General features: G+C 70.5%; 17 protein-coding genes and 1 pseudogene. 8 read left to right on the forward strand and 10 right to left on the reverse strand.

Annotated features, from left to right (window positions below; genetic code table 11):
* Positions 1 to 78: 78 nt before the first annotated feature.
* Positions 79 to 549 (reverse strand): NUDIX hydrolase, encoded by a 471-nt coding sequence (locus tag OHA19_RS26625; RefSeq protein ID WP_405712688.1) that lies wholly within the window; start codon positions 547 to 549, stop codon positions 79 to 81.
* A complete protein-coding gene (locus OHA19_RS26630; RefSeq protein ID WP_405712686.1) occupies positions 527 to 1,762 on the reverse strand; it encodes an MFS transporter in 1,236 nt (411 codons plus the stop codon). The genes OHA19_RS26625 and OHA19_RS26630 overlap by 23 nt, the downstream gene beginning before the upstream one ends.
* 74 nt (positions 1,763 to 1,836) lie before the next feature.
* On the opposite strand from OHA19_RS26630, the gene OHA19_RS26635 reads away from it, so the two are divergent.
* Positions 1,837 to 2,814 (forward strand): ArsR/SmtB family transcription factor, encoded by a 978-nt coding sequence (locus tag OHA19_RS26635; RefSeq protein ID WP_405712685.1) that lies wholly within the window; start codon positions 1,837 to 1,839, stop codon positions 2,812 to 2,814.
* A gap of 19 nt (positions 2,815 to 2,833) precedes the next feature.
* Here the strand turns inward: OHA19_RS26635 and OHA19_RS26640 are convergent, their stop codons facing one another.
* Entirely contained in the window at positions 2,834 to 3,166 is a 333-nt protein-coding gene (locus OHA19_RS26640) for a hypothetical protein (RefSeq protein ID WP_405712683.1), read from the reverse strand.
* Positions 3,163 to 6,681: a hypothetical protein gene (locus OHA19_RS26645; RefSeq protein WP_405712682.1), complete on the reverse strand. Its 3,519-nt coding sequence runs from the start codon at positions 6,679 to 6,681 to the stop codon at positions 3,163 to 3,165. The genes OHA19_RS26640 and OHA19_RS26645 overlap by 4 nt, the downstream gene beginning before the upstream one ends.
* Positions 6,682 to 6,888: 207 nt before the next feature.
* Between OHA19_RS26645 and OHA19_RS26650 the strand changes: the two genes are divergently transcribed.
* Both OHA19_RS26650 and OHA19_RS26655 read left to right on the forward strand, forming a co-directional pair.
* The gene (locus OHA19_RS26650) at positions 6,889 to 7,539 is read left to right on the forward strand and encodes a DUF5753 domain-containing protein (protein ID WP_405712680.1); all 651 of its coding nucleotides are present in this window, start codon (positions 6,889 to 6,891) and stop codon (positions 7,537 to 7,539) included.
* Positions 7,539 to 7,745 carry a DUF397 domain-containing protein gene (locus OHA19_RS26655; protein ID WP_405712678.1) on the forward strand — a complete coding sequence of 69 codons (207 nt, stop codon included), beginning with the start codon at positions 7,539 to 7,541 and terminating at the stop codon, positions 7,743 to 7,745. The genes OHA19_RS26650 and OHA19_RS26655 overlap by 1 nt, the downstream gene beginning before the upstream one ends.
* 21 nt (positions 7,746 to 7,766) lie before the next feature.
* Here OHA19_RS26655 and OHA19_RS26660 read toward each other — a convergent pair whose 3' ends face one another.
* The 5 genes from OHA19_RS26660 to OHA19_RS26680 form a co-directional block, all read right to left on the reverse strand.
* Entirely contained in the window at positions 7,767 to 8,420 is a 654-nt protein-coding gene (locus OHA19_RS26660; RefSeq protein WP_405721456.1) for a TOPRIM nucleotidyl transferase/hydrolase domain-containing protein, read from the reverse strand.
* Between the two features lie 134 nt (positions 8,421 to 8,554).
* The gene (locus OHA19_RS26665; protein ID WP_405751922.1) at positions 8,555 to 9,253 is read right to left on the reverse strand and encodes a tectonin domain-containing protein; all 699 of its coding nucleotides are present in this window, start codon (positions 9,251 to 9,253) and stop codon (positions 8,555 to 8,557) included.
* Between the two features lie 211 nt (positions 9,254 to 9,464).
* Positions 9,465 to 9,680 (reverse strand): hypothetical protein, encoded by a 216-nt coding sequence (locus OHA19_RS26670; protein WP_405712675.1) that lies wholly within the window; start codon positions 9,678 to 9,680, stop codon positions 9,465 to 9,467.
* Positions 9,665 to 10,504, reverse strand: a complete 840-nt coding sequence (locus OHA19_RS26675; RefSeq protein ID WP_405712673.1) for an MOSC domain-containing protein — start codon at positions 10,502 to 10,504, stop codon at positions 9,665 to 9,667. The genes OHA19_RS26670 and OHA19_RS26675 overlap by 16 nt, the downstream gene beginning before the upstream one ends.
* Positions 10,501 to 11,160, reverse strand: a complete 660-nt coding sequence (locus OHA19_RS26680) for a CatB-related O-acetyltransferase (protein ID WP_405712672.1) — start codon at positions 11,158 to 11,160, stop codon at positions 10,501 to 10,503. Before OHA19_RS26680 ends, OHA19_RS26675 begins: the two co-directional genes overlap by 4 nt.
* Positions 11,161 to 11,236: 76 nt before the next feature.
* On the opposite strand from OHA19_RS26680, the gene OHA19_RS26685 reads away from it, so the two are divergent.
* The 3 genes from OHA19_RS26685 (at position 11,237) to OHA19_RS26695 (ending at position 13,771) form a co-directional block, all read left to right on the forward strand.
* Complete coding sequence (locus tag OHA19_RS26685) at positions 11,237 to 11,905, forward strand: O-methyltransferase (protein ID WP_405712670.1); 669 nt, start codon at positions 11,237 to 11,239, stop codon at positions 11,903 to 11,905.
* A gap of 82 nt (positions 11,906 to 11,987) precedes the next feature.
* Positions 11,988 to 12,812, forward strand: a complete 825-nt coding sequence (locus OHA19_RS26690) for a hypothetical protein (RefSeq protein WP_405712668.1) — start codon at positions 11,988 to 11,990, stop codon at positions 12,810 to 12,812.
* Between the two features lie 86 nt (positions 12,813 to 12,898).
* Positions 12,899 to 13,771 (forward strand): alpha/beta fold hydrolase, encoded by an 873-nt coding sequence (locus OHA19_RS26695; RefSeq protein ID WP_405712666.1) that lies wholly within the window; start codon positions 12,899 to 12,901, stop codon positions 13,769 to 13,771.
* A 121-nt stretch (positions 13,772 to 13,892) separates the two neighbouring features.
* Here the strand turns inward: OHA19_RS26695 and OHA19_RS26700 are convergent.
* Positions 13,893 to 14,207: pseudogene (locus OHA19_RS26700) on the reverse strand (superoxide dismutase); the annotation flags it as partial.
* A 164-nt stretch (positions 14,208 to 14,371) separates the two neighbouring features.
* Here OHA19_RS26700 and OHA19_RS26705 point away from each other — a divergent pair.
* Together OHA19_RS26705 and OHA19_RS26710 are read left to right on the forward strand one after the other, a co-directional pair.
* Complete coding sequence (locus tag OHA19_RS26705) at positions 14,372 to 18,043, forward strand: LamG domain-containing protein (protein WP_405712664.1); 3,672 nt, start codon at positions 14,372 to 14,374, stop codon at positions 18,041 to 18,043.
* Positions 18,044 to 18,159: 116 nt separating this feature from the next.
* A complete protein-coding gene (locus tag OHA19_RS26710; protein WP_405751925.1) occupies positions 18,160 to 24,684 on the forward strand; it encodes an RHS repeat-associated core domain-containing protein in 6,525 nt (2,174 codons plus the stop codon).
* Positions 24,685 to 24,714 lie beyond the last annotated feature (30 nt).

The raw sequence follows: 24,714 nt of genomic DNA on the forward strand, positions 1-24,714 counted from the left end.
ACCGGGTGCGGGGCCGTCCGCCGTACGGTCCCGCACCGCTCCGGTCGCCCTGGTTCTTGTCCTGGCACCGCTGGAGTACTAGTCCGCGTCCTCGTTGAAGTCGCCCGGGTGCAGCGGGGGCCGCCCCGGGGACGGGGACCCCAGCAGGGGCGGCAGGAGTCCGCCCAGCCCCTTCGGCCAGACCGTCTCCCGGGAGCCCGACAGCTCGTCCACCGTCCACCGGCGATGGCCGTACCGGGCCTCGTCGGTCTCCATCCGCATCGCCGCCACGTCGGCGGCGGTGACGCGGGCCGTTCGGTACTCCTCGTACTGGTCGAAGCCCTGACCGTCCACGCTGAACAGCGTCTGCCGCGTCCACACCACCGGCCCCAGCCGGGCGGCCGGCAGGCTCAGCGCGATCTCCTCCCGAACCTCCCGTATCGCGGCTTGAACATAGTCCTTGCCGTCCTCGGCCCCACCGCCGACGGTGAACCACCACCAAGCACCGTCCCGCCTCGGGTCCCCGCCGCACAACAGCAGCAGCCGCTCAAGCTCGTCGATCAGCAGCACCCGTGACGTCCATCGCTTCCGAAGCCCCATGAGGCGCAACGCTATCCACGGCTCCCGCAGCCCTGCGCCCGGCCGCGACGAGAGCCAGGCTGACCGCGAGAGAGGCCGCCGCCATCACGGTCATCGCCGACGCCGGGGAGGTCAGCTGGGCGATGGTGCCGGCCAGCGCCGCCGCGACGCCCTGCAGGGTGAGCATGCCGGAGGAGTGCAGGCCGAGCGCCTGACCGGTGATCTCGTCCGGGGTCAGGGCCATCAGCCGCTCCTGGAACAGCAGGCTCGCCGAGAACCCGACCGAGGCGAGCACGGTCAGGGCGAACGCCAGGGGGAGCGCCGGGCGCGCGGCGAAGAGCAGATACGGGGCGGCCAGGAGCAGTTGCAACGGCGTGGCCAGCCGTCCCCGCCAGTGCCGCGCGACGAACCGGCCCGCCACAATGTCCCCGATGAGCATCCCCAGCGCGGCGAAGGCGAAGAGGAGCCCGGCGTGCTCGGGGGCGTAGGGCACGAACAGCGACTCGCAGCCGACGATCAGCCCGTTCGGCACCCAGAGCGCGAGATAGACCCGGCGGCGCGGGCCCGAGGACCACAGAACGGCGTTGATCCGCCAGGTCTCGGCGACCGACGGCCGTCCCGTGGCGCGAGGCGGCCGGCGCACCAGCCCGAACCGGGCGACGGCCGCGCCCGTGAGATACAGGGCGGTGGCGACCAGCAGCGTGCCGCGCGCGGACAGCGTCGTCACCAGAAGCCCGCCGAGCGCGAACCCGCCGATCTGCATCAGGCCGGCACACATGTTCAGTACGGAACGCCCCAGCAGATAACCGTTCTTGGGCAGCACCTCGTTGAGCAGCCCGTACCGCACACCGCCGCCCACGGCCGCGACCACGCCCTCGGCCAAGGTGATCGCGAAGACCACCGGCAGCGGCAGCCCGGGGACGGCGAGGACGGCGGTGGCCAGTCCGAAGGCGAGCGCCATGCCGGTCATCGCGGCCCGCGGCGGCAGCCGGTCCGCCGCCGACATCAGCACCGTCGCCCCGATCATCTGGGCGAGAGAGGAGCTGAACATGGACAGGGCCGCGAGCAGCGGCGAGCCGGTCGCGGCGTAGACGAGGGTACCGAGGGCCAGCCCGCTCGTCGTCGACGCGGCGACCTGCACGGCACTGGTCGCGAAGAGCGGTCCGAACTGCGGCGTACGGAAGAGTTCCCGGTAGGTGCGCATGCGGGGAGTCTCAGCGGCCGTCCGGGGCGACCGTTACTGTTTCGCGCGGAGGCGAAACGTGGAGGCATGACGTCTTGGGCCTGTGGCAGATCAACGCGGACACCCTCGCGGGGAGCCGGTTCGTCGTCTCACCGCTGGCCGAGACCGTCTCCGCCCTGAACTCCCTGGAGCGGGCCCGCGCCGGGCACCCCGGCGAACGGGCCTGGCTCGACGTCCATCTGCCCGCCTACCGTGCCCGGCAGGCCGCCGACCCGGTCGCCGCTCGTCTCGTGCCGGCGGCGCTCGGCGGCAGCTGGAACGCGGACTTCATCACGCCCACGCCGACGGGGGAGGGCGCCCCGTCCTTCGAGGAGGAGCTGGCCCCCATCCGGTCGACCACGCCCGAGCGCGCCCGTGCGGACCTGTCGGTATCGCTCGGCGGCGCCCCCCTCCCGGCGCTCCTGGACCGTGACGACCTGGCCCAGCGGGCCGCCGACGTCCTGCAATGGATCTGGCTGCACGCCGTCCTGCCGGACTGGCCGCGCCGCCGCCGGATCATCGAGGCGGACATCGTCGCGCGAACCGGGCAGCTGAGCCAGGGCGGCTGGGCGGCCGCCCTGGGCGGTCTGCGCCCAGGGATGCGGTGGCTGGGCGGGAGCCGGCTCCAGATCAACGCGCACGACTACCCGACGAAACAACTGGCCGGCGTGCGGCTGCTGTTCGTCCCGGTCACCCAGCATTCGGGCTGGGTCTCCTGGGACGACGACGCCGAGCGGTACGCGGTCGTCTACCCGTGTTCCGGCGCCCTGGCCGACGCGGACCGGGCCCGGGTGCCGGACAGCCTGTCCCGACTCCTCGGCCCCGCGCGGGCCATGGTCCTCGTCCTCCTCACCGACCCGAAGAGCACCACCCAACTGGTGGCCCTGACGGGCCAGGCCCTGGGCTCGGTCGGCCGCCACCTCAAGGTCCTCCTCGACGCGGGCCTGGCAGACCGCCGCCGGACCGGACGCTCGGTCCTGTACTTCCGCACGGAGGCGGGCGGCGTGCTGGTGGAGGCCCAGGGGGACGGCTGAGGGGTGATGCTCGTCGGCTTCACTCCCCCCGCTCGGTGCCCTGGGCGCTGCGGCGCAGCTCGCCCTCCTGGGCGAGCCGGAGCAGCAGTGCCAGGACCGGTTCGAGCGGCAGGATCACGATGGCCGCCCGCTCGGCCTGCTGCTCCGCCTGGTCGATGTCGCCGAGGTGTTCCAGATCGAGGTGGGCGACGGAGGCGGCGAGCTTGGCGTAGGGGAGCAGGTCGTCGTTGCTGAAGGGGACGCCGAGGCGGCCGAGGTCATGGATGGCTGCCGCAAGTGCACGCGGGTGTGGGGAGTCGCCGGGGATATTCCAGCCCCTTCTCCCGGTCCGCCGGCAGCAGAGATGGGTCATCCGGGCCCGGCCACGTCCAGCAGCGCGGTCACCGGCGACATGGGCTCCCACTCGGGGTCGTGCCCGGTCAGCCGCTCGGCGACGCGGGTCCAGGCCGCCTCGTCCGTGCCGAGCCGGGAGCGTACGAGCTCCGCGAGGCCGGTCCGGGCCTCGGCGGCCCCGGGCGGGGCGTCCGTGCGGCGGGCGGCCCCGCTCAGGTAGGCGAGGATCCGCGCGGCCGGGGCCGCCTGCCGCAGCAGGTCCGCGCCGGTCAGCAGGCCCGCCGAGAGCAGGCCGTCCAGCTGGGTGGCCGGCGCGCAGTGGAACAGGGTGCCCAGCCCGTGCCGCGCCCGTTCCCGGGTCAGCCGCGCGCTCCCGGACAGGCCGTCGGGACCCGGCTCGGGCAGCAGCGCCGCGTGCCGCAGCCGGACCTCCTCGGGCACGCCGTCGAGACGAACCACGTCGGACCAGTACGGGAGCGGGTCCTCGGCGTGGGCGGCTTCGAGCGCCGCCCAGTCCACCGCCTCGCCCGGCGGGAGCGACCCGAGGATCTCGCGCGTGTGCGCGGCGTGCCGGGCGCGCCGCAGCTTCGCGACGAGCTTTCCCGGCGCGAGTTCGCGGTCGAGCCGGGTGCGGAGCACGGTGGCGGGGTCGGCGGCGGCCAGGGCCTTCGCGCACACGGTGGTGGCGGCCCGCCCCAGCAGGTCCGCGCCCGCGACACGGGCCAGCCGGTCGGCGCCGCCGTGCTCGAACAGCCGCAGACAGCCGAGGAGTTGATGGGCGAGGTCGAGCTGAGCGCCTTCCTTGACGAGCAGTTGCTCGACGAGGTCGGGTTCGGCGGAGCAGAGCCACGTCAGGCCCCCGGCCGGGCGGGCGGAACCGCGGGCGCGCCAGTCGGCCAGCACCCGGCCGCCCAGTGATGTCTTCCCGTCGACGGGCCGTGAGCGGGTCACGATCCGGTGGACGGCGGGCCGGGGGTTCCAGTGCCGCAGCAGGGTGAGGTCCACGTCCGGGTCGTCGAGGTCGACGATCCGCTCCACCGATCCGCTCCTCTTCATCCAGCGGGACTGCTCGGCGAGGACGCGCAGCGCGTCGCGGTCGCGTCCGGCGAGCAGCCGGTCGAGGACCCGGCGCGGCGTACGGTCGTACCGCAGCAGGTACGCGGCCAGGAGCCAGGGCCCGTCGGGGCCGAGCCGGGGCAGCACGGCGTCGACGACCTCGGCGTCGGCCAGACAGAGCAGGGTGCCCTCCGGCCAGGCCCACAGATGGTTGCCACGTTCCAGGAGCTTGATCGCCTCGTCGGGCGTGCCCGGCACGGGCACCGACGAGGGCGACCCGCCGCCGGCCGCCGGGGCGGCTCCACCGGACGGTGCGCGGTGCAGCAGCTCCGCCCAGGTCAGCCCCTCCGAGGCGGCTTCGGACGCCGTCACCGTCGCGGCCAGGCGGAGCCATGCATCGGCGTCGGTGCCGAGCTCGGAGCGCAGCCGCCGGGCGAGCGCGGACCGCCACGCCTCCGCGAATGCCAGCCGCCGCCAGTCGTGGGGCAGCAGGAGCAGCCTGCGTGCGGGCAACAGGGCGATCAGTTCGTCAGCGGGCAACAAGCCCTGGCCGTAGGCATGTTCGGTGAGCTGCGCACCGGATCCCTGCGTCGCCGGGAGGTTCGCGCGTATCTCGGCGAGGCTGGGCGCGGCGTACGCGAAGCCGTCCTCGGACGCCGGGATGCCCTCGGCGGCGCAGGCGTCGGCGAACCAGTCCGGGGTGGCCAGGCCGGGCGCGTCGCTCCAGTCGTGCACGGTCAGCGCGCTCAGGACGTCGGGGGAGGCGGGCCGTGGCGCGTCGGCGGGGGCGAGGGCGTACAGCAGGTCGAGGGCGGCCAGGGCGTGGACCCGCTCGACCCGGTTCAGGGACGGCCGGGGAGGCGGCACGGCGGCCGGCGGGTCGGGTTCACCGGCCTCCCCGACGGGGGCCGTGCCCGCCTCGGCGATCAACTCCGCGACGGTGCCCGGATGTTCGGGCAACAGGGTGTCGAGCGCCGCCCAGGCGTGCGGCCGTTCGCCCAGGTGGGCCCCGGTCAGAGCGCGGAGTTCGGCGGTGGACGCCTCACCGAGCTGGTTCCGTTCGGCGAGCCGGACGAGCGCGGCCACGGCGTGCACGGCGGGCCGCGCGGTGCGGACCAGCTCGACGGGGTCGAGGAGCCCCGCCCCCACCATGCCCTCCGCCCAGCGGGTCGCGCTGTCGTCGAGCGCCTCCTTCGCCAGGCGCCGCGCGGGTGGGGTGCTGTTGCCCGCGCGACGGCCGCCGGCCCGCCACGGTTCGTTGAGGACGCTCAGCCGGAACGCCAGACGCTGCGTGTCGTCCGCCGCCTCGTGACGGGCCAGTTCCTCACAGGCCTTGGGCATGAACGGGGTCGCGGCATGGGTGGTGGCCAGGGCGTCGAGATCGTGCGCGTACGGCTCGGCCAGCAGATCGCGCAGGGTGCTGGTGCCCCGCGCGGTGGCCAGCAGTGCGGGCAGCCGGGCGGGGTCCTCGTACGGCTCGCACTGCGCGCGCAGCCGGCGCGGGGCGTCGCCGCCGGTGTCGGACAGGGCCCCGGTCACCGTGATCACGACGGCCCGGTTCAGCCAGGGGCTCGCGGTGGGGTCGTCGAGCAGCGCGCGTACGGCTTCCGGGCCGCTCCGCTCCCAGACCCGCAACAGCGCGTACTGCTGCGCGACCTGACGGAACCCGACCCGCAGCGCGAGGCCCACGAGCCGCGGGTCGCCGGAGCCGAGCAGCGGCGCCAGCCAGGAGTGCGGCACATCGCCCTGCGGTGCCGTCAGCTCGGAGAGCAGCGCCTCGTCGAGGGGAACGGTGCCGGTCCGGTGCGCGATGGCGCGGCGCAGGGAGGCGGTGGTGCGCGGGTTGCGGTAGACGGCGGCCGAGACCCGGGCGTCGCCCAGCGCGGCCAGCCGGGCGAGCACCCGGGCGTCGAGCCGGGGATGGCGGGCCAGCGCGGCACGGGAACGGCGGTCGCCGTGGTCCAGCACGGCGGCGACGAGGGCGGACGCGGGCGGTGCCCCACCGGCGAGCAGGTCCGTCGTCAGCCGCTCGGGCAGGGCGGCCAGCGCGGCGGCGGCGTCGCACGGCTCGGCGTGCTCCAGGAGCAGCCCGAGTGTGGCGTGGACGCTGCGGGGCGCGGGCGCACGGAGCGTGTCGCCGGGCCCCAGGGGCGCCGGCTGCTCGGCGAGCAGCGCGGGCAGGTCGCCCCGGTGCCCGGGAAGCGCGTCGTGCAGGCCGCGCCACCGCTCCATGTCGGCGCCGAGCCGACTCCCGGCCAACTCCCGCAACAGCCCCGCCGCTTGACCGTCGACCCCACCGGCCGCAGCGACCTTCGCCGCCACCATGCGCGCGGGCCGCCCCCGCTCCACCGCCCGCAGAGCGGCGCCCTCCTCCGCCGGGCCCGCCGCATCCGCACCCCGAGCGGCGTCGAGAACCCCGCGCAGCATCCGTTCCGCCGCCCCCACCCTCGTCTGTGACCTGAACCCCGTGACTGCCATGGCCGCCATGCTAGGTCCGACGACTGACACGACCGGCCGGACAGGCCTTAGGCTGCGGCCACGGCGTCGGTGCCGTGCGGCGAAGGGGGCGGGGAGGGCGGCGAACTCGCCCTGGGATCAGCCTTATGCGACGGAAGACCGGGATGGGGACCATGGCGGATGCTTCCTGAGCTGTACGGGGTGGAAGACGCCTCCGTGTACCAGTAGTTGGAGCAGTTGGCTCGGGCTTCCAACAAGCGTGGATGGTGGCTCAACTATGAATGGGCCGCCAAGCCGGAGTACGCGGACTTCATCACGCTCGAATCCGACGCGACGTATATCCGTACTTGGCAGCCGCTGTTCCTGCCAGGACTTCTACAGACGGACGACTACCTGAGGGCGCTGCTCGGTGCCGGCCTGAAGGTTCATACGCCCGAGGCGGTTGACGAAATGGTGGCCATTCTTCAGACGCGCAGGAAGGTGATCGAGGAGCACGGCGCCCGGTTCGTGGCGGTCATTTGGGAGCCCGCACTCACGGCCCCGATGCCTTCCGTGAAAGCGCATCGCGACCATCTCCTGCACATCCTGAACGTGGCGCAACGGCAGAACATCAGCGTTCAGGTGCTCCCTGCCACGGAGTGGGAGGCCGCGCACATGGCATCGCACTTCGTCATGTTCAACTTCGGTCCCGAACCCGCCCCGGAGGCAGTCGCCTTCGACAGCGCGACGAGCACCGTCATCATCGAGGACTTCGAAGAGATGGCCACCCATGCGCAGATCTTCGAAGCCCTCGGATCCGCAGCGCTCACGCCCGCGCAATCGCTCATCTTCCTGCGTGAGCACATCGCAAGCATCCCTGAGAGCGAGAAAGAGCAGTAATGAGGAACCAGCAGATCGTCACCGATTTCAAGAAGTCCAGCGCCTCGCGGGGAGGGCAGCAGGACCGCGTCGAGGTGGCCCGCACCGCCGACGGCGGCCGCGCCGTCCGGGACAGCAAGTGCCGCGACGGTGGGCTCCAGTTCTACGCCCCCGAGGAGTGGGCCGCGTTCGTCGACGGGGTGAAGGGCGGGGCCTTCGGGGGCTGACGCACCCGGGGGCGGGCCGCACTAGACGTTCGTGAGGAGGCGCTCCAGCGGTCGGGGTACGTATTTGAGGTCCAGGTGTGCGATCAGCGCCCGCGCGTACAGCGCCTTGCGGCCGCTGTGCGTGCCCATGAACCGGCGCAGCTGGTGTTCCACGGGGCGTTCCCGCTGTGCGGGCTGGCCCTGGAAGGTGAGGAAGGGGCGCATCTCGCCCTGGGCCTCGATCACCTGCTGTACGTCGTCGGCGCCGAGGGCACGGATCAGTTCGTCCTCCAGGTCGGCCACGCACACCTGGAAGCCCAGGGCCTCCAGCCCGGCGCGGGTGAGGCCGGAGCCGAGTCCGACCCGTTCCAGGTGGTGCCGGAAGTGCCGCTCCTCGCCGATGTCGCAGAGCCCCGCCAGCGGGAGGCCGAGCCCCGGCGGGCCGCACACGTTCAGGAAGCGCCCGATGCTCATCGCGCCGCCTAGCGGTACGACGGCGACGCCCTCCGCGCCGAGGTCGCGGCCGTGGCGCGTGGCCAGGGCCTCGATCGCCACCTGGTCGCTGCTTCCCTCGACGAGCACGACCGTACGCACGCCACCGGCCAGTTCCCGCGCCTTTGCGGCTGCCGCGTCCGCCCCCGCTCCGCCGGCCGCCCATTCGACCGCCGCCTGACGGAATCGCCTCAACTCGTCCACGAGACCTCGCTTTCCGACGCCATCCTGCATGGCGGGGATCCCGTACGCACACACGTTTTCCCGACAGCGTCCGCCACCAACGGGAGTGGGCCCACGCGCACCACGCGTGGGCCCACCTTCGTCGGCGTCCGGGATCAGCTCGGTTGGTCTCCGGTGTAGCGGTAGATGCCGCCTGCTGAGTTGACGTGCCATACGGTGCCGTCGGCTGCTGCGCCGATGTCGACGGCGTTACCGGGGATGCCGATCCAGGGGTTGGAGTCGTGGCCGGTGTAGCGGTAGATCTGGCCGAGGGAGTTCACGCCCCAGACGTGGGTTCTGGATCCGACGGAGATGCGGGTCAGGCCGCCTGGGACGGAGACCCAGTCGGTGGAGCCCTGGTCTCCGGTGTAGCGGTAGATGCCGCCTGCTGAGTTGACGTGCCATACGGTGCCGTCGGCTGCTGCGCCGATGTCGACGGCCTTGCCGGGGATGCCGATCCAGGGGTTGGAGTCGTGGCCGGTGTAGCGGTAGATCTGGCCGAGGGAGTTCACGCCCCAGACGTGGGTTCTGGATCCGACGGAGATGCGGGTCAGGCCGCCTGGGACGGAGACCCAGTCGGTGGAGCCCTGGTCTCCGGTGTAGCGGTAGATGCCGCCTGCTGAGTTGACGTGCCATACGGTGCCGTCGGCTGCTGCGCCGATGTCGACGGCCTTGCCGGGGATGCCTACCCACGGGTTGGAGTCGTGGCCGGTGTAGCGGTACATCTGGCCCAGGGAGTTCACGCCCCAGACATGAGTCCTGGACCCGACCGAGATCGAAGTGAGACCACCGGAGACGTTCTTCCAGTCAGCCATTTTCCTGTCCCCTTACCTCGAACCTTGCGAGGGGAATACTGCTGCTCGGAGAGGCCTCCCAAACGGCCTGATATGCCGATTGGCCACAGAGACAAACCAAAAATCGCCGTTTGGTTGTCTTCGCCCTCAGTCTGCTGGGGCGCGTGGCCCGCTCGCCTCGCCGCGAGGAGGCTGAATCCGCTGTAACCCACAAGGGAACAAGAGCGGTGTCTCACCCCGGGGCCTCGTCGGGACCGTGCACCGGCATGGAGCCCAACACGTCCTGGACCGGGCCGGGTTCGGCGGTCACGAAGCGGACGGTGGCGCCGGGCACGTACGCGAGGATCTCGTACGGGGCGATCGCGTCGAGCGGTTCGAAGCGGTCGAAGAGCGGGATCACGATGTCCATGCCCGGCAGCCTGGCCATCGCCTTCACGCGTTGAGCCACTCCGCGACCTCGACCACGTCCCCGACGCTCACCGTGCCCTCGCAGACCACCGCGTTCTTCGCGCCGAAGCTGACCCTGTTGCCGTACTCCGGTTCGCGCCGGTAGGTCGACAGGGTACGGATCGGCTCCGGGCCCGCGCGGTGGCCGGTGGCCTGGTCGACCATGGGGACGGCGCACCTCATCGCCCGTACCGAGTGGGCGAGTTCCACCGTGCCGAGGAGCATCCGGCGGACCCGGTCCTCGAAGTGGGGCTCGTCGTCGCCGGTCAGGACGATGTTGGGGCGGAAGCGGTTCATGGGGACGGGCTTCGCGTCGCCCCGGGCGGTGATGCGGGCGTTGAGGTCGTCCAGGGACGCCGTCGAGGCGACCAGCACCGCGTGCGCGTCGGCGAAGTTGACCTTGCCCGGGGTGTCGCCCCAGCCGTCCCGGTCGAAGCCGGGAGCCACCCGTACCAGGCGGGACTTCACGCCGAGTGCGTCGGAGAACCACTCCGCGACGGCGTCACCCTGGTCGACGGCCGCGCCGAGGGGGCGGTTGAACATGCTGACGTCGCGGCGTGCGCCGTCCCCGTCGACATCCAGGCGCAACGGCTCCACGCCCTCGGCGGTCAGGGTCAACGCCGCTCCGCCGTCAAGGACTTCCACCCTGATCGCGGCCATCGCGGGGTGCGTGCGCTGGCTGCGGAAGGCGCCGTCGGCGGCGTCCACCACCATGAACGTCCGGTCGTGTTCGAGGCCGGTGCCGAAGACCTGCACGGACTCGACCGTGGTCCCGGCGCAGCCCTTGACCGGGTAGTAGGCCAGTTCGCGGACGGTGATCGTCATGGTGTCCCCTCCGGGGCGGCCGCTTCGAGGGCGTCGACGCTGCCGGACATGATGGTGCGGATGTGGCGGGTGAGATGCTCGGTGGGCCAGTCCCACCAGGCGACGGCGAGGAGCCGGGCGACGGTCTCCTCGTCGTAGCGGGTGCGGATGAGGCGGGCCGGGTTGCCGCCGACGATGCCGTAATCGGGTACGTCGGAGGTGACGACGGAGCCGGCGCCGATGATCGCGCCGTGCCCGATCCGTACGCCCGGCATCACCATGGAGTTGTAGCCGAACCAGACGTCGTTGCCCACGACCGTGTCGCCCCGGCCCGGCAGCCCGGTCAGCAGGTCGAAGTGCTCGGCCCAGGAGCCGCCCATGGACGGGAACGGGAACGTGGACGGGCCGTCCATCCGGTGGTTGGCGCCGTTCATGATGAACCGGACCCCGGTCCCCAGCGCGCAGAACTTTCCTATGACGAGCTTCTCCGGGCCGTAGTGGTACAGCACGTTGCGGGTCTCGAACGCGGTCGCGTCGTCCGGGTCGTCGTAGTACGAGAAGTCCCCGACCTCGATCAGTTCGGACTTCACCAGGGGCTTCAGCAGGACGACGCGGGGCTGGCCGGGCATCGGGTGCAGGGCGGTGGGGTCGGCCGGGACCGGGCTCGTGGTGTTCATGGCGCTCATCATCGCATCCGTTCCAAGTGGGGTAAGTTTTCTTTGGGAACGCACATCGGATCGAAAGGATCACGCCGTGACGCTGGCGCAATGGACCGAGGTCGACGACTACTTCAACGGCCTGCTGGTGGGCCCGGACGAAGCCCTGGACGCGGCCGTGGAGGCCAGTGACGGGGCCGGGCTCCCGGCGATCCAGGTCGCCGCCAACCAGGGCAAGCTGCTGAATCTGCTGGCCCGGCTCCAGGGGGCGCGCACCGTGCTGGAGATCGGCACGCTGGGTGGCTACAGCACCATCTGGCTGGCCCGCGCGCTGCCGGAGGGCGGCAAGGTCGTGACGCTGGAGGCCGATCCGGCGTACGCGGAGGTCGCGCGGGCCAACATCGAGCGGGCCGGGCTCGCGGACGTCGTCGAGATCCGGGTGGGCCCCGCCCTCGACACGCTGCCGGAGCTGGCGGCGGAGGGGTACGGGCCGTTCGACGTCGTGTTCATCGACGCCGACAAGCCGAGCAACCCCGACTACCTGGCCTGGTCCCTGAAGCTGACCCGGCCCGGCAGCCTGATCGTCGCCGACAACGTCGTACGCGACGGAGAGGTGGTGGACGGCGAGAGCGACGACCCCAAGGTGCAGGGCGTCCGCCGGTTCACCGAACTCGTAGCAGGCGAGCCGACGTTGACCGCGACCGCGCTGCAGACCGTCGGGAGCAAGGGGTACGACGGGCTGATGATGGTGCTGGTCACCGGGTAGGCCCCGGGACCGCGTTGATACGATCGCGCGTTCGACGCGTCGGGCCTGCCTCGGCACCCGGCCACCACCCTGTGGAGACACCATGCAGCGCCCCCTCGTCCCGCTTGTCGTCGCCGTGGCGCTGTTGTGCGCTGGATGTTCCGGGGGATCGGGATCGGCGCGAGGGGCGGAGAAGTCCGGGAAGGCCTCCGCGTCCCGCTCTGCGGCGGACCACGGGGCGGCGGTACGGGCCGCGGTGGCCGAGACGAAGAAGAGCAGCGCCCGGATCGATGAGCGGATCGAGATAGGGGACGGCACCACCGACTACGTCGTCTCGATCAAGGGCGACTTCGACTGGGCGGGTGCCAGAGGGCGTCTCGCGGTCGCTCTCCGCAATCCGGCGGTTCCTGGGAAGACGTCGCCCCGCATGGACGAGATCTTCGCCGGTGGCACCGTCTACGTGGGTGGATTCGCCGAGATGGAAGGATCCTGGGGATCGATTCGCCGGGACGAGGCCGAGGCTCACTACGCGCTGCGGGCACCGATGAACGACCCCGAGCACGTCTTGCGCCAGGTGGCGCAGATGCGCCGGATCTCGAAGGTCGGTCAGGAGACGGTGAACGGCACGCCCACGGTCCACTACCGCGGTGTGCTCACCGATGAGACGGTCACGCTGCGGATGGCGAAGAGCATGCGGGCCAAGATCGACTCTGCGCGGGAGCAGGTCGGTGGGATCACCGTGTACGCGGATGCCTGGATCGACCGGAAGGGGCGCATCGTGCGTACCCGGCTCGACTGGCCCATGGGGGCGGCGGGCGTCAAGGCGACGATGAATCTGGCGGACCACGGGAAGCCGGTGCGGGCGAAGGCGCCGGACCCCGGCAAGGTCGTCCCCATGCCGAACCTCGGCGGCCCGCTGCCCGGCTGACCTGCCCCCTGGCGTGACAGGGCGGAAGGTGGCGCCGACGGGAAATCTGTTCGACGGGTGCGGCGGGCCCGGGCATGATCGGGTGCATGAGTTTGCGTGTGAGTGACCCGGTTCGTGTCGGTACGGAACAGCTGCCGGGAGGGCGGTCGCTGGGCTGGACCGAGTGGGGGCCGGAGGACGGGGTGCCGGTGCTGCTGTCGCCCGGGGCGGCCACCAGCAGGCATCTCGGGTTCGGTGCCGGTGTGCTGGAGGGGCTCGGGGTGCGGCTGATCTCCGTCGACCGCCCCGGTCTGGGGGTCTCCTCGCCCGCGCCGGGGCGTACGTTCGGTGACTTCGTCGACGACATCCGGGCGTTCGCCGGTCAGCGCGGCCTGGGGCGGCCCCTGATGGTCGGCAATTCGCAGGGGGCGCCCTTCGCGCTGGCGTGCGCCGCCGCCGGGGCGGTCCGGGCGCTCGCGGTGGTCTCCGGTGCGGACGAGGTCGCGGAGCCGGGCTTCACGGACGTGCTTCCGGAGGAGCTGCGGGGCCTGGTGGGCCTGACCGTGTCCGATCCGGCCGCTGCCGAGCGGGTCTTCGCCGGGTTCACCGCCCAGGGGATGTGGGACATGGTCATGTCCGGCAGCCCGGAGTGCGACCTCGATGTGTACCGGCAGCCCGCGTTCGCCGCCGCGTACCGGCATGCTCTCGACGAGGCCTTCGCGCAGGGGGCGGCCGGCTATGCCCGGGACACCGTCCTGGCCATGGGGCGCTGGGGGATCGGGCTGTCGGACATCTCCGTACCCGTCGATCTCTGGTACGGGGAGAGGGACACCGGTCACTCGCCCGATCAGGGGGTCCGGCTGGCCTCGCGCATTCCGGGGGCGGTCCGGCATCTGGTGCCGGAGGCCGGCGGGGCGGTGCTCTGGACCCATGCCGGGCAGGTGTTGAGCACGCTGCTGGGGCGCGTCGCCGGCTGTTGAGTTTTCGGACGTGGCAGAAGGGCCCTCGCCTGTCACGTCCAGGCGGGGGCCCTCCCTTCATCCGCCTGCCCGGTGAAGGTTGAGAAGACGATCACGAGGCAGGACGTTCGGGCGCCTTCGGTCAGGGGGCGAGCAGCAGCACGTCGGCGCGCTCCTTGGCGGCCGCGTAACGCTTCGCCACGTCCTGCCAGTTGACGACGGCCCACATCGCGTCGATGAAGTCGACCTTCTGGTTCTTGTACTGGAGGTAGAAGGCGTGCTCCCAGGCGTCGAAGACCAGGACCGGGACGGAGCCCTGGCCGACGTTGCCCTGGTGGTCGTAGACCTGCTCGACGATCAGCTTGTCGCTGACCGGCTCGTACGCCAGGACGCCCCAGCCGGAGCCCTGCGTGGTGGCCGCGGCCTTCGTCAGCTGGGCCTTGAAACCGGCGAACGAATCCTGGTCGGCACGTTCTTCCGACTCCGTGGTCCTCGCCAGGGCCTCTCTGTGAGAAGTGATTGGGCGGCCACTGAAAACCCTTGACGGGTACATGGAAGTGGCGTTTAGATCTTGGTTACTTGTGAGCGACTTGTGAGCAACTTGTGACTCTGGGGTGGGGCATGGGGTTGGCGTTCTGGCGTGCTCGAAGACGGCGCAGCCGATACGTGGCGGTGGTTGCTTCGGTTCTGTTGTCGGTGGTGGTGTCGCCATTACCTGGTGCGAGTGCCGCCGAAGCGGACACGGGCACGGGGGAGCGGACGGAGGGGCAGCTGGCGCTGGCCCGTGCGATGGAGTCGGGCACCCGGGTCGAGGTGCTGGGCGAGCGCTCCGAGCGGACCACGATGTTCGCCAACCCGGACGGGTTCACCTTCACGCTGGAGCAGTCGGTTGTTCCGGTGCGGGTAGTGAAACCGGGGGGCGGGTGGCAGGACCCGGACGCGACGCTGGAGCGTCGCGCGGATGGTTCGGTGGGGCCGAAGGCGGCCGTGGTGGAGATGTCGTTCTCCGGTGGGGGCGGTGAGCCGCTGGTCGAGATCTCGGACCGGGGCCGTTCGCTTGAGCTGGACTGGCCGGTGAAACTTCCGGCACCTCGGATCGACGGCCCGAGCGCGGTCTACAGCGACGTGCTGCCGGATGTGGATCTGGTGGTCACGGCGACGGTGGAGAGTTTCCAGCAGGTGCTGGTGGTCAAGACGCCGGAGGCGGCCGCGGCCCCGGAGTTGAAGAAACTGTCGTTCGGGCTGAGGGCGAAGGGGCTGGAGGTCCGCAGGGGCGCCGCCGGGAACCTCACCGCTGTGGACGGGAACGGGCAGACCGTCTTCCGTGCGCCGCCGGCCCGGATGTGGGACTCGGCGGGCGCGGCCACCAGCCCGTCCGCATCTCTCAAGGGTGGTGTCGTGCGGTCCGCGGCCGAGGGTCCGGCCGTGGCGGGGGACGCCGCGGAGGCGGCGCCGTCGGGGACGGGTGTCGAACCCGGCCAGGGGGACAACGTCTCCCGCATCGATGTGGAGCTCGCGCAGGACGCCCTGGCCGTCGTACCGGATGCCGACATGCTGGCGAAGACCGAGGCGAAGGCGTTTCCGCTGTTCATCGACCCGACGGTGACGTGGGGGGAGTCGGAGCGGACGCTGCTGCGTTCGGACGGGTACGAGTCCTACGGGTGGGGCAACGGGGACGACGACCAGGGCAAGGGCGCCGGCAAGTGCGGTACGTGGAACGGGTATTACTGCGGGCCGGGGTATGTGCAGCGGCTGTACTTCGAGTTCTCGCCGGCGAGCCTGAAGGGTAAGCAGGTGCTGGATGCGACGTTCCGGGTGACGGAGCCGTGGGCGTTCCAGTGCGACCCGCGATGGGTGGACCTGGTCCGCACGAACAACATCTCCTCGTCCACCACTTGGTCGTCGCGGCCGAAGGACCTGGACCTGATGGTGGACCGGAACGTGTCCGCCGGGCGGGGTTCGCTGTGTGATCCGGATTCGCCGGACGCACCCATCGAGTTCAATGACAGTGCGGATGAGACGAACGAGAATCTGACGCCGACGGTGCGTGATTTCGCCGCGGGGAAGTTCTCCCGGCTGACGTTGATGGTCAAGGCGCATGACGAGGGCGACACCGGGGCGTGGAAGCGGTTCAAGAACGACGCGGTGCTCGCGGTGGACTTCGTCGGGCTGCCGGCCAAGCCGACCGGGATCGGGCTGGTGACCGGTTCGGGAACGGTCTGCGAGACGAAGGAGTCCGATCCGGCGATCGTGTCCGACCCCACGCCGACGCTGACGTCCACTCCGCAGACGGCGTCCGGCGGCGAGAAGGAAGCGCAGCTGCGGGTCGCGATGGACGTGGACAGGAAGGCGGCCGACGGGACGTGGTCGAACGCGTTCACCGAGATGGAGCGCCCGACCACCGGTTACGTCGGTGACAACGTGAAGCTCTCGGCGTCGGCGCCGGCTCTCGCGGAGGGCACCTTGTACCGGTACCGGTCGTGGACGCGTTCGTACTACAACGGGGGGAAGAGCCAGTTGCCGGGGCCGTCGAACGCCTCGACGACCGGTTGGTGCTACTTCAAGGTCGACCCGACCGCTCCGAAGGCCCCGAAGATCACCTTCGGTACCACCTACACCGAGTGCACCACCAACGCGTGCGCGCCCGGCGGCGGCCCCGGAGTGAAGGACACGTTCACCTTCTCCGCCGCGACGGGTGACACCAATACGGCGTACCAGTACCGGCTCTCGCAGGATGCCGCGTGGTCGCCGGAGCGCGCCGGTGCGACGGCCAAGGAGGTGATCACGCCGTCGAAGTCGGGAACGTTCAGGCTGTACGTCCGGGCGAAGGACACGGTCGGCCGTTGGGGCGCGCAGAATCTGGTGGACTTCCTCGTCGCGGCGGGCGAGGGGCCGGTCGGCAGGTGGCACTTCGACGAGGCGGACGGAGCTGCCAAGGACGCCGCCACGGCGGACGGCGCCGACGACGCCACCCTGGCCGGAGGAGCGGTGCGGGACGACCGCGGGCGCCGCGGACTGCTCACCCATGACGCGTCAGGTGCTCCGCTGGAGACCCCGGTCACGGACAAGGGGCTGTCTCTGAATGGCACCACCGGGTACGCGGCGACCGGCGGTCCCGCGCTGGAGACCCGGTCCGCCTACACGGTCTCGGCCTGGGCCCGGCTCGACCGCACGTCGAGCGTGGGGATCGTCGTCTCCCAGGACGGCGCCCATTACACGCCGTTCATCCTCAGCTACTCGCAGGACGTGGGTACCTGGTACTTCGGTGTGAAGGAGAAGGACGAGGCCACGGGGAAGGCCTACTACGGAGTCAAGGCGAAGAACCCGCCGGTCGTCGGTGCGTGGACGCACCTGGCGGGCACCTACGACCCCGTCACTCAGGAACTGGCACTGTACGTCAACGGTGTTCTGCAGGGCACCAGGACAGCCCCGGGCGCCTGGCAGGCGCCCGGCGCTCTCCAGATCGGCCGGTACAAGTGGGCCGACACCTACCAGTACCACTTCCCCGGCAGCATCGACGAAGTAGCCGTATGGCAGCGGGCTCTGACGGCCGAGGAAGTGGCGGACGAGGCGCGGCTGCTGATCTCGGACGGCTTCGCCGGCACCGAGCTGGTCGCCGAGTGGTCGCCGGAGAAGGGCAGCGCGACCGCCGTCCCCGACAGCTCCGGGTACGACAGGAACCTGACCCTGAGCGGTGGCGCCTCGCTGGACGGCGGCACGATCGCCCTGGACGGGGTGGACGGCGCCGCCACCACCCCGGGGCCGCTCATGTCCGACCAGGGTGCCTTCACCGTCTCCACCCTGGTGGAACTCGACGGTGCCAAGCTCGTGTCCAAGAGCGTGGGATACACCGGACAGGTGGTGGGCCAGCGGACCGCGGACGGTTCGGCCTGGGGCTTCTGGTACGAGTTGACCGGCAAGGACACGGTGCTGGACGAGGAGACGTTGGAGGAGCGCCTCGTGCCGTCCGGCAAGTGGCACTTCGGCCGCCTGAACGCCGACGGCACCTTCTCCTCGGTCGTCTCCGACCAGGTTGCCGAATTCGACAGCCCCGTACGGCTGACCGGTGTCTGCGACCCCCTGGACGGGACGATCAGCCTCTATCTCGGCCGCAACCAGATGGGCGACGCGATGGCGTACACCGCCGAGGTGGGAACCGGCGAATTCGCTGTGGGCAAGGGCTTCAGCGCAGGCGCGTGGAAGCACTACCTGCCTGCCAGGATCTCCGACGTACGGCTGTGGGCAGGGGCGATGGCCGGCAACGAGCAGATCGATTACAACATCGGCGACTGACGGCGAACAGGTGGGGTGCGGGCCGTGCCGCGGCGCCGCACCCCACCGCGACCGTGATCACGAGCGCGCTCTCAGGCTTTCGGCCTGCGGAACTTTCGGGTGGGGACGGAATAGTCATGGCCTTTGGCACAGGTACTTCGAGACCATCGAGTGGTGACGGCAGACACCGTCGTGCGCGCTCGCTGATCACAGCACTGGCACTGGCTCTGCTGGCGACCGGAGTGGTCACACCGGTCGCACAGGCAGGGAACGGCAAGGGGCTGGGCCGCCCCGACCTGCCCGCTCAGCGCACCAGCAAGGTCTACGCCGTCGACGGCCCCGGAGCCAAGCGGGCGAGCAAGGAGGCCGCCGCCCGCCGTGCAGTGAACAAGGAGCAGGCGAAGAAGGCAACGGCCGAGCGGAAGGCGACCTGGCCGACGCCCGGCAAGGCGGTCATCGCTCTCCGGGCCAAGGGCCGTGGCGCAGCCTCGCCGTCCGGCGTGCCGGTGACGATCGAACCGCGGTCCGGATCTCTCGCCGACACGGGGGGCGAAGCGGAGATCGCGGTGCACGATCAGCGGACCGCGCGGAAGGCCGGTGTCCTGGGCGTCGTGCTGGCCGCGACCGCTGACGCCCCGGGGCGTGCCCGTGTATCCGTCGACTACAGCGAGTTCGCCAGTGCCGTCGGCGGCGGCTGGGCGGGGCGGCTGCGCCTCGTCCGACTCCCCGCCTGCGCGCTGACGACGCCCGAGAAGGCCGAGTGCCGTCGGCAGACGCCCCTGAAGTCCGACAACGACCTCGCCCGCCGGTCTGTTTCGGCGCAGGTCTCCTTCGCCGAAGCGAATCCCTCCGGATCCGCCCGGCCGTCGGCCGCTTCGCCGGGCGCCACGGTCCTGGCGGTCACCGCGCTGTCGGCAGGCGCCGGAGCATCGCCGTCCGGTACGGGTGACTACTCGGCGACCGAACTCGCCGCCTCGTCGTCGTGGGAGGCCGGCGGCAGCACGGGTTCCTTCACGTGGTCGCACAAGTTCCCGCTGCCCCCCGCCGCCGCCGATCCGACGCCCACACTGTCGCTCACCTACGACTCGGGCAGCGTGGACGGCCGCACCTCGAACACCAACAACCAGGGAACGCCAGTCGGTGAAGGGTTCGGACTGACCGATTCGTACATCGAGCGTTCTTACGGCAGCTGCGACGACGACGGGCACAAGGACGTCTTCGACCGCTGCTGGACGTACGACAACGCACGCCTGGTCCTGAACGGAAAGTCGTCCCGGCTGGTGAAGGGCGACGACTCCGGTCAGTGGCGGCTTCAGGACGACGACGCGTCGAAGGTGACCCGGTCGACGGGCGCTGACAACGGCGACGACGACGGCGAGTACTGGACCGTGGTCACAGGAGAAGGCACCAAGTACGTCTTCGGTCTGGACAAGCTCGACGGAGCCTCCGACCAGCGCACCAACTCCACCTGGACGGTTCCGGTCTTCGGTGATGACTCCAAGGAACCCGGCTACGACAAGGGGAGCGACTTCGCCGACCGCGCACTGATCCAGGCCTGGCGCTGGAACCTCGACCACGTCGAGAGCCCCCAGGGCAACGCCGCCACCTACTGGTATGCCAAGGAAACGAATTACTACAAGAAGAACAAGTCCGAAACCGCGGACGCCGCCTACACAAGAGGCGGCTACCTGAAGGAGATCAAGTACGGGCTGCGGAAGGACGCGCTGTTCACCGATGACGCCGACGCCAAGGTCACCTTCGGCCATGCGGAGCGCTGCATCGCGTCGGACTGCTCGGAACTGAACAAGGACACCGCTCGCAACTGGCCGGACGTGCCCTTCGACGCGCTCTGCTCGGACGGCGACAAGGAGTGCAACGCCGCCGGGCCGGCGTTCTTCACGCGCAAGCGGGTCACCGGAGTCCACACCTTCTCCTGGTCGGCGGCCGACAAGATCTACAAGCCCGTCGACTCCTGGGCATTCACCCAGGAGTACCTCGACGGCGGCGACATCGGCGACAGCAGTGACCACACACTGACGCTGAAGTCGCTGAAGCGGACCGCCGAGGCCGGAAGCACGAGCATCGCCTCGCACTCGATCTCTTTCACCTACCAGATGCGTCCGAACCGGGTGGACGGCACCGAGGACGTCCTGCCCCTCTCCAGACCGCGCATCCTCACCGTCACCTCGGAGACGGGCGCCCTCACCACGGTGACCCTCTCCTCGCCGGAATGTCTCCGCAGCGAGGTCAAGGACGCCGCGGAGGACACGAACACCCGGTCCTGCTACCCGCAGTACTGGAACATCAACGGGGCGGAGAACGCCTCCGTGGACTGGTTCCACAAGTACCGGGTGCTGGCCGTGGTCACCACCGATCCTGCGGGCCAGAACGACGCGGTCGAGCACGCCTACGAGTACGCGGGCGCGGCATGGCACTACAGCGACGATCCGTTCACCCCGAAGGCGGAGCGGACCTGGGCCGACTGGCGCGGCTACCGGCAGGTGACGGTGTACACGGGGGCGAAGGGCACCACCCGCTCCAAGACCGTCTCGCTCTACATGCAGGGCATGGACAAGGACGAGAAGGCGGACGGCACCACCCGGCCGGCGACCATCGCTCCGGTGCCCGTCAGCGGCCTGAGCATCGCGACGCTCGACGACAGCGACCAGTACGCGGGCCAGCTGCGCCAGCAGATCGTCTACGCGGGAACCGAACCGGTCTCGGTCACGGTGGCCGACCCCTGGTCGAAGGAGACGGCCCGGCAGACGGTGCCGGACGCCGCGGACCACACCGCCCGGTACGTACGGGCGGGCAGGACCACCACCTACACGTACCTCACCGGGTCGAAGACCTGGCGGACGCGCGCCGTCGCCACCACCTACGACGACTACGGCATGCCTGTCACCGTCGACGACTCCGGCGACGTCGGCCGGAACGGGGACGAGACCTGTGCCCGTACGTGGTACGCCCGGAACGACAAGGCGGGGATCGCCGGCCTGAAGTCCCGGGTCCGCCAGGTGGGCAGGCCGTGCTCCGTCGCCGACGCCGGACTCGCCCTGCCGGCCGGCTCCGGGACCCGCGGTGACGTGCTGTCCGACACCGCGACCGTGTTCGACAACCCGCAAGCCACCGGGTGGACCGCGGACCAGGCCCCGACCAAGGGGAACGCCACCTGGTCGGGACGGGCCACCGGGTATCCGGCTAAGGCAGGGGCCGACGGGCAGCGCCTGCCCAGCGGCTGGCAGACCGTCAGCACGACGGCGTTCGATGCGCTGGGCCGCACGACCAGAGTGACGGACGCGGACAAGAAGTCGACCGTCACGGAGTACACGCCCGCCGACGCGGGGCCGTTGACCAAGACGGTCGCCATCGACCCCAAGAACTACAAGACCACCAGCTTCCTCGACCCGCGGCGCGGCCTGGCGGAACGCACCTACGACGCGAACCTGAAGAAGACAGAGCTCGAGTACGACGCGCTCGGCCGGCTGGTGTCGGTCTGGCTGCCCAACCGCAGCAAGGCCGCCGAGGACGCGCCGAGCAGCACCTTCGACTACCAGCTGAACACCACCAAGGCATCCTGGGTGTCGACCTCGACGCTGAAGGCCGACGGTAAGACGTACAACACCACGTACAACCTCTACGACGCGCAGCTGCGTCCGCTGCAGACCCAGTCGCCCACTCCGCTGGGCGGCCGGATCCTCACCGACACCCGCTACGACTCACGTGGCCTGGCCGACGAGACCTACGCGGACATCTTCGACAGCGGCAGCACGCCCACCGGAAGCTACAACCGGGCGGAGTACGGCGAGTCCGCCACCCAGACGGCCATAGGCCACGACGGTGCGGGTCGGGAGACGGAACGCACCGTGTCCTTCTACGGACAGAAGCGGTGGACCAGCACGACGACCTACACGGGCGACTCGACCGCCACCACCGCGCTCGAACACGGTTCGGCGAAGCGCACCATCGTCGACGCGCGAGGACGGACCGTCGAGACCCGGGAGTACGTGGGACCGAGTCCCGAGGACAAGGAGTTCGGCGGGGGACTGGGCGCCGCCTACACCTCGGTTCGGACCAGCTACACACTGGACGACAAGGAGTCCACCATCGTCGGCCCCGACACCGCGAAGTGGACCTACGAGTACGACCTGTTCGGCCGCCGCACCCGCGCCCTCGACCCGGACAAGGGCGAAGCGACCACGGAGTACAACGCGCTCGACCAGGTGGTCAGCACCACGGACGGGCGGCGCACCGAGCCGATCATGACCGAGTACGACGAGCTCGGGCGCATCACCGGGACCTGGGCCGGCTCGAAGACGGACGCCAACCGCCTCACCGAGCAGACCTACGACACCGTGCTCAAGGGAAGGCCGGCCGCTTCGATCCGGTACGTGAACGGCGCGGGTGGTGACACCTACACCCGGAGGGTGACCGAGTACGACGGTCTCGACCGCCCCGTGGTCACCCAGCTCGAACTCCCGGCAGGCGATCCGCTCGTCAAGGCCGGAGCGCCGTCCACCCTGGAGTTCAGCAGCTACTACAACATCGACGGCACGCTCCAGTACGCGCGGGAACCCGCGCTGGGGGGCCTCTCCGCCGAGACGGTCTCCCGCGGCTACACCGGCCTCGGTCAGGTCAAGGCCATCACCGGAAGCACCGGGTACCTGCTGGGCACCGACTACTCGGCCCTCGGCCAACCGCAGCAGCTCATCCTCGGCACGGCGGACACGGAAGCCCAGAAGAAGGTGTACGTGGCCCACACGTATGAAGAGGGGACCGGGCGTCTGATCAGCAGCCAGGTCACCGACCAGACGCACCCGTACATGCTGCAGGACCTCGACTACAGCTACGACGAAGCCGGAAACGTCACCTCCATCAGCGATCCGGCCACGCTCGGCGGGACCGGCAAGGCGGAGACCCAGTGCTTCGCCTATGACGGCCACCGCCGCCTCACCGAGGCATGGACCCCCGCCTCGCAGCAGTGCGACGACACCCGGAGCGCCGACGCGCTCGGCGGCCCGGCCCCGTACTGGACCGGCTACACCTACGACGACGCCGGGCAGCGGACCAGCGAGACCGAGCACAAGAGCACCGGTGACACCAGGACGGCCTACTGCTACGCATCGGCCCAGAAGCACACGCTGATCGCGACGACCGCGGCGGCCACCTGCGACGGCGTCGAGGAGAAGTACGCCCACGACGACGCGGGCAACATGACAACCCGGCCCGGCGCGAAGGGGCCCCAGAGCCTGGCCTGGTCCCCCGAGGGCAAGCTCGCGAAGCTCACCGAAGGCGCCGACTCGACCGACTACCTCTACGACGGGGACGGCAACCTGCTGATCCGCGATGCGGGCAACGGCGAGCGAATCCTGTACGCCGGCGCCACCGAACTCCACCTCAGGAAGGACGGCACCACCTGGGCGCAGCGCTACTACGGCACCGAGAACCTGACCGTCGCCGTCCGCACCAACCAGACCGGCGCCAACAAGCTCCACTACCTCACCGGTGACGAGCACGGCACCTCCAGCGTGGCCATCGCTTCCGACACCCAGGCCGTCACCAAGCGCTACATGACTGTCTTCGGTGCCGAGCGGAAGGCCGGAGCGGTGGGCTCCTGGATCGACGACCGGGCGTTCCTGGGCAAGACCCATGACTCCGGCACCGGGCTCACCCATCTCGACGCCCGCGAGTACGACCCTGCCCTGGGGCTCTTCCTGAGCGCCGACCCGCTGCTGGAACCGGCCAAGCACCAGTCCCTCAACGGCTATGGATACGCCGAGAACAACCCCGCGACCTTCTCGGACCCCACGGGCCGGGCGTCCGTGTCGTGCACCATGGGGGTGGACTGCAGCACCGGGGCGCTGATGTCGGACATGTTTGCCGCTCCCCCGTTCCCCGGAAGCGGTAACTACGGCAGCGCACCGACATCCAGCCAGGGGCTCACGGGCTTCCTGCCTACGGCACCGCTGCTCCAGCCGCCGCCGTTGCTGCTGGGCCCGGACCCGCTCCCCGTCCAGTTCAGCCAGAGCCCGGAGATGAAGAAGATCCAGAAGATGCTGATGGACGCCCAGGCCATGTGCCGACCGCAGTCCGGAGGGCTGATCGACTCGTTCGGCGGTGACGGAAAGGTCAAGAGCGGCGGCCCGTGGAGCCTGGCCTTCCGCTGGATCTGGGGCGACGTCAACGGCACGAACCAGTCAGCGAACCAGAGCTACGACGAGGACGACGAGCTGACCCAGATGCTGATCAAGTCCTCCAGCATGAAGGACGCGCGGGTGCAGACCGCCCAGCAGTTCGCCGCCACGGGAGATAAAAAGGGCCGAGCCGACTACAGCACTACCAAGACCAGGGACAAGGAAGACCTGAACCTGCTTCAGATGGCAGGCGTGTACGTTTCGGACCTCGGCGGGCTCGTGATCAGCAAGGAGGACCGCGCGGCCCAGGGTGTTCTCGGTTCCTACGCCCTCAAGTACACGGTGACGAAGTCCACGGGGAACTCGCTGACGGTCAATTACCATGCGTGGACCGACATCAACAATGAGTCCTTCATCCCGAGCCACGCCAAGTGGCAGGAGGGCGCGAACAAGGCGCCGCGCTACATGGGTGGGTATTTCGCGGGATTCCGGGTCGATATCAACTGGCAGGAAAAGATCTACAAGTAGCGAGTGGGCTGGATATGAGGCGTTTTCGTG

This window comes from Streptomyces sp. NBC_00012, from assembly GCF_045040875.1.
In the GTDB taxonomy this organism is placed as follows: Bacteria; Actinomycetota; Actinomycetes; order Streptomycetales; family Streptomycetaceae; genus Streptomyces.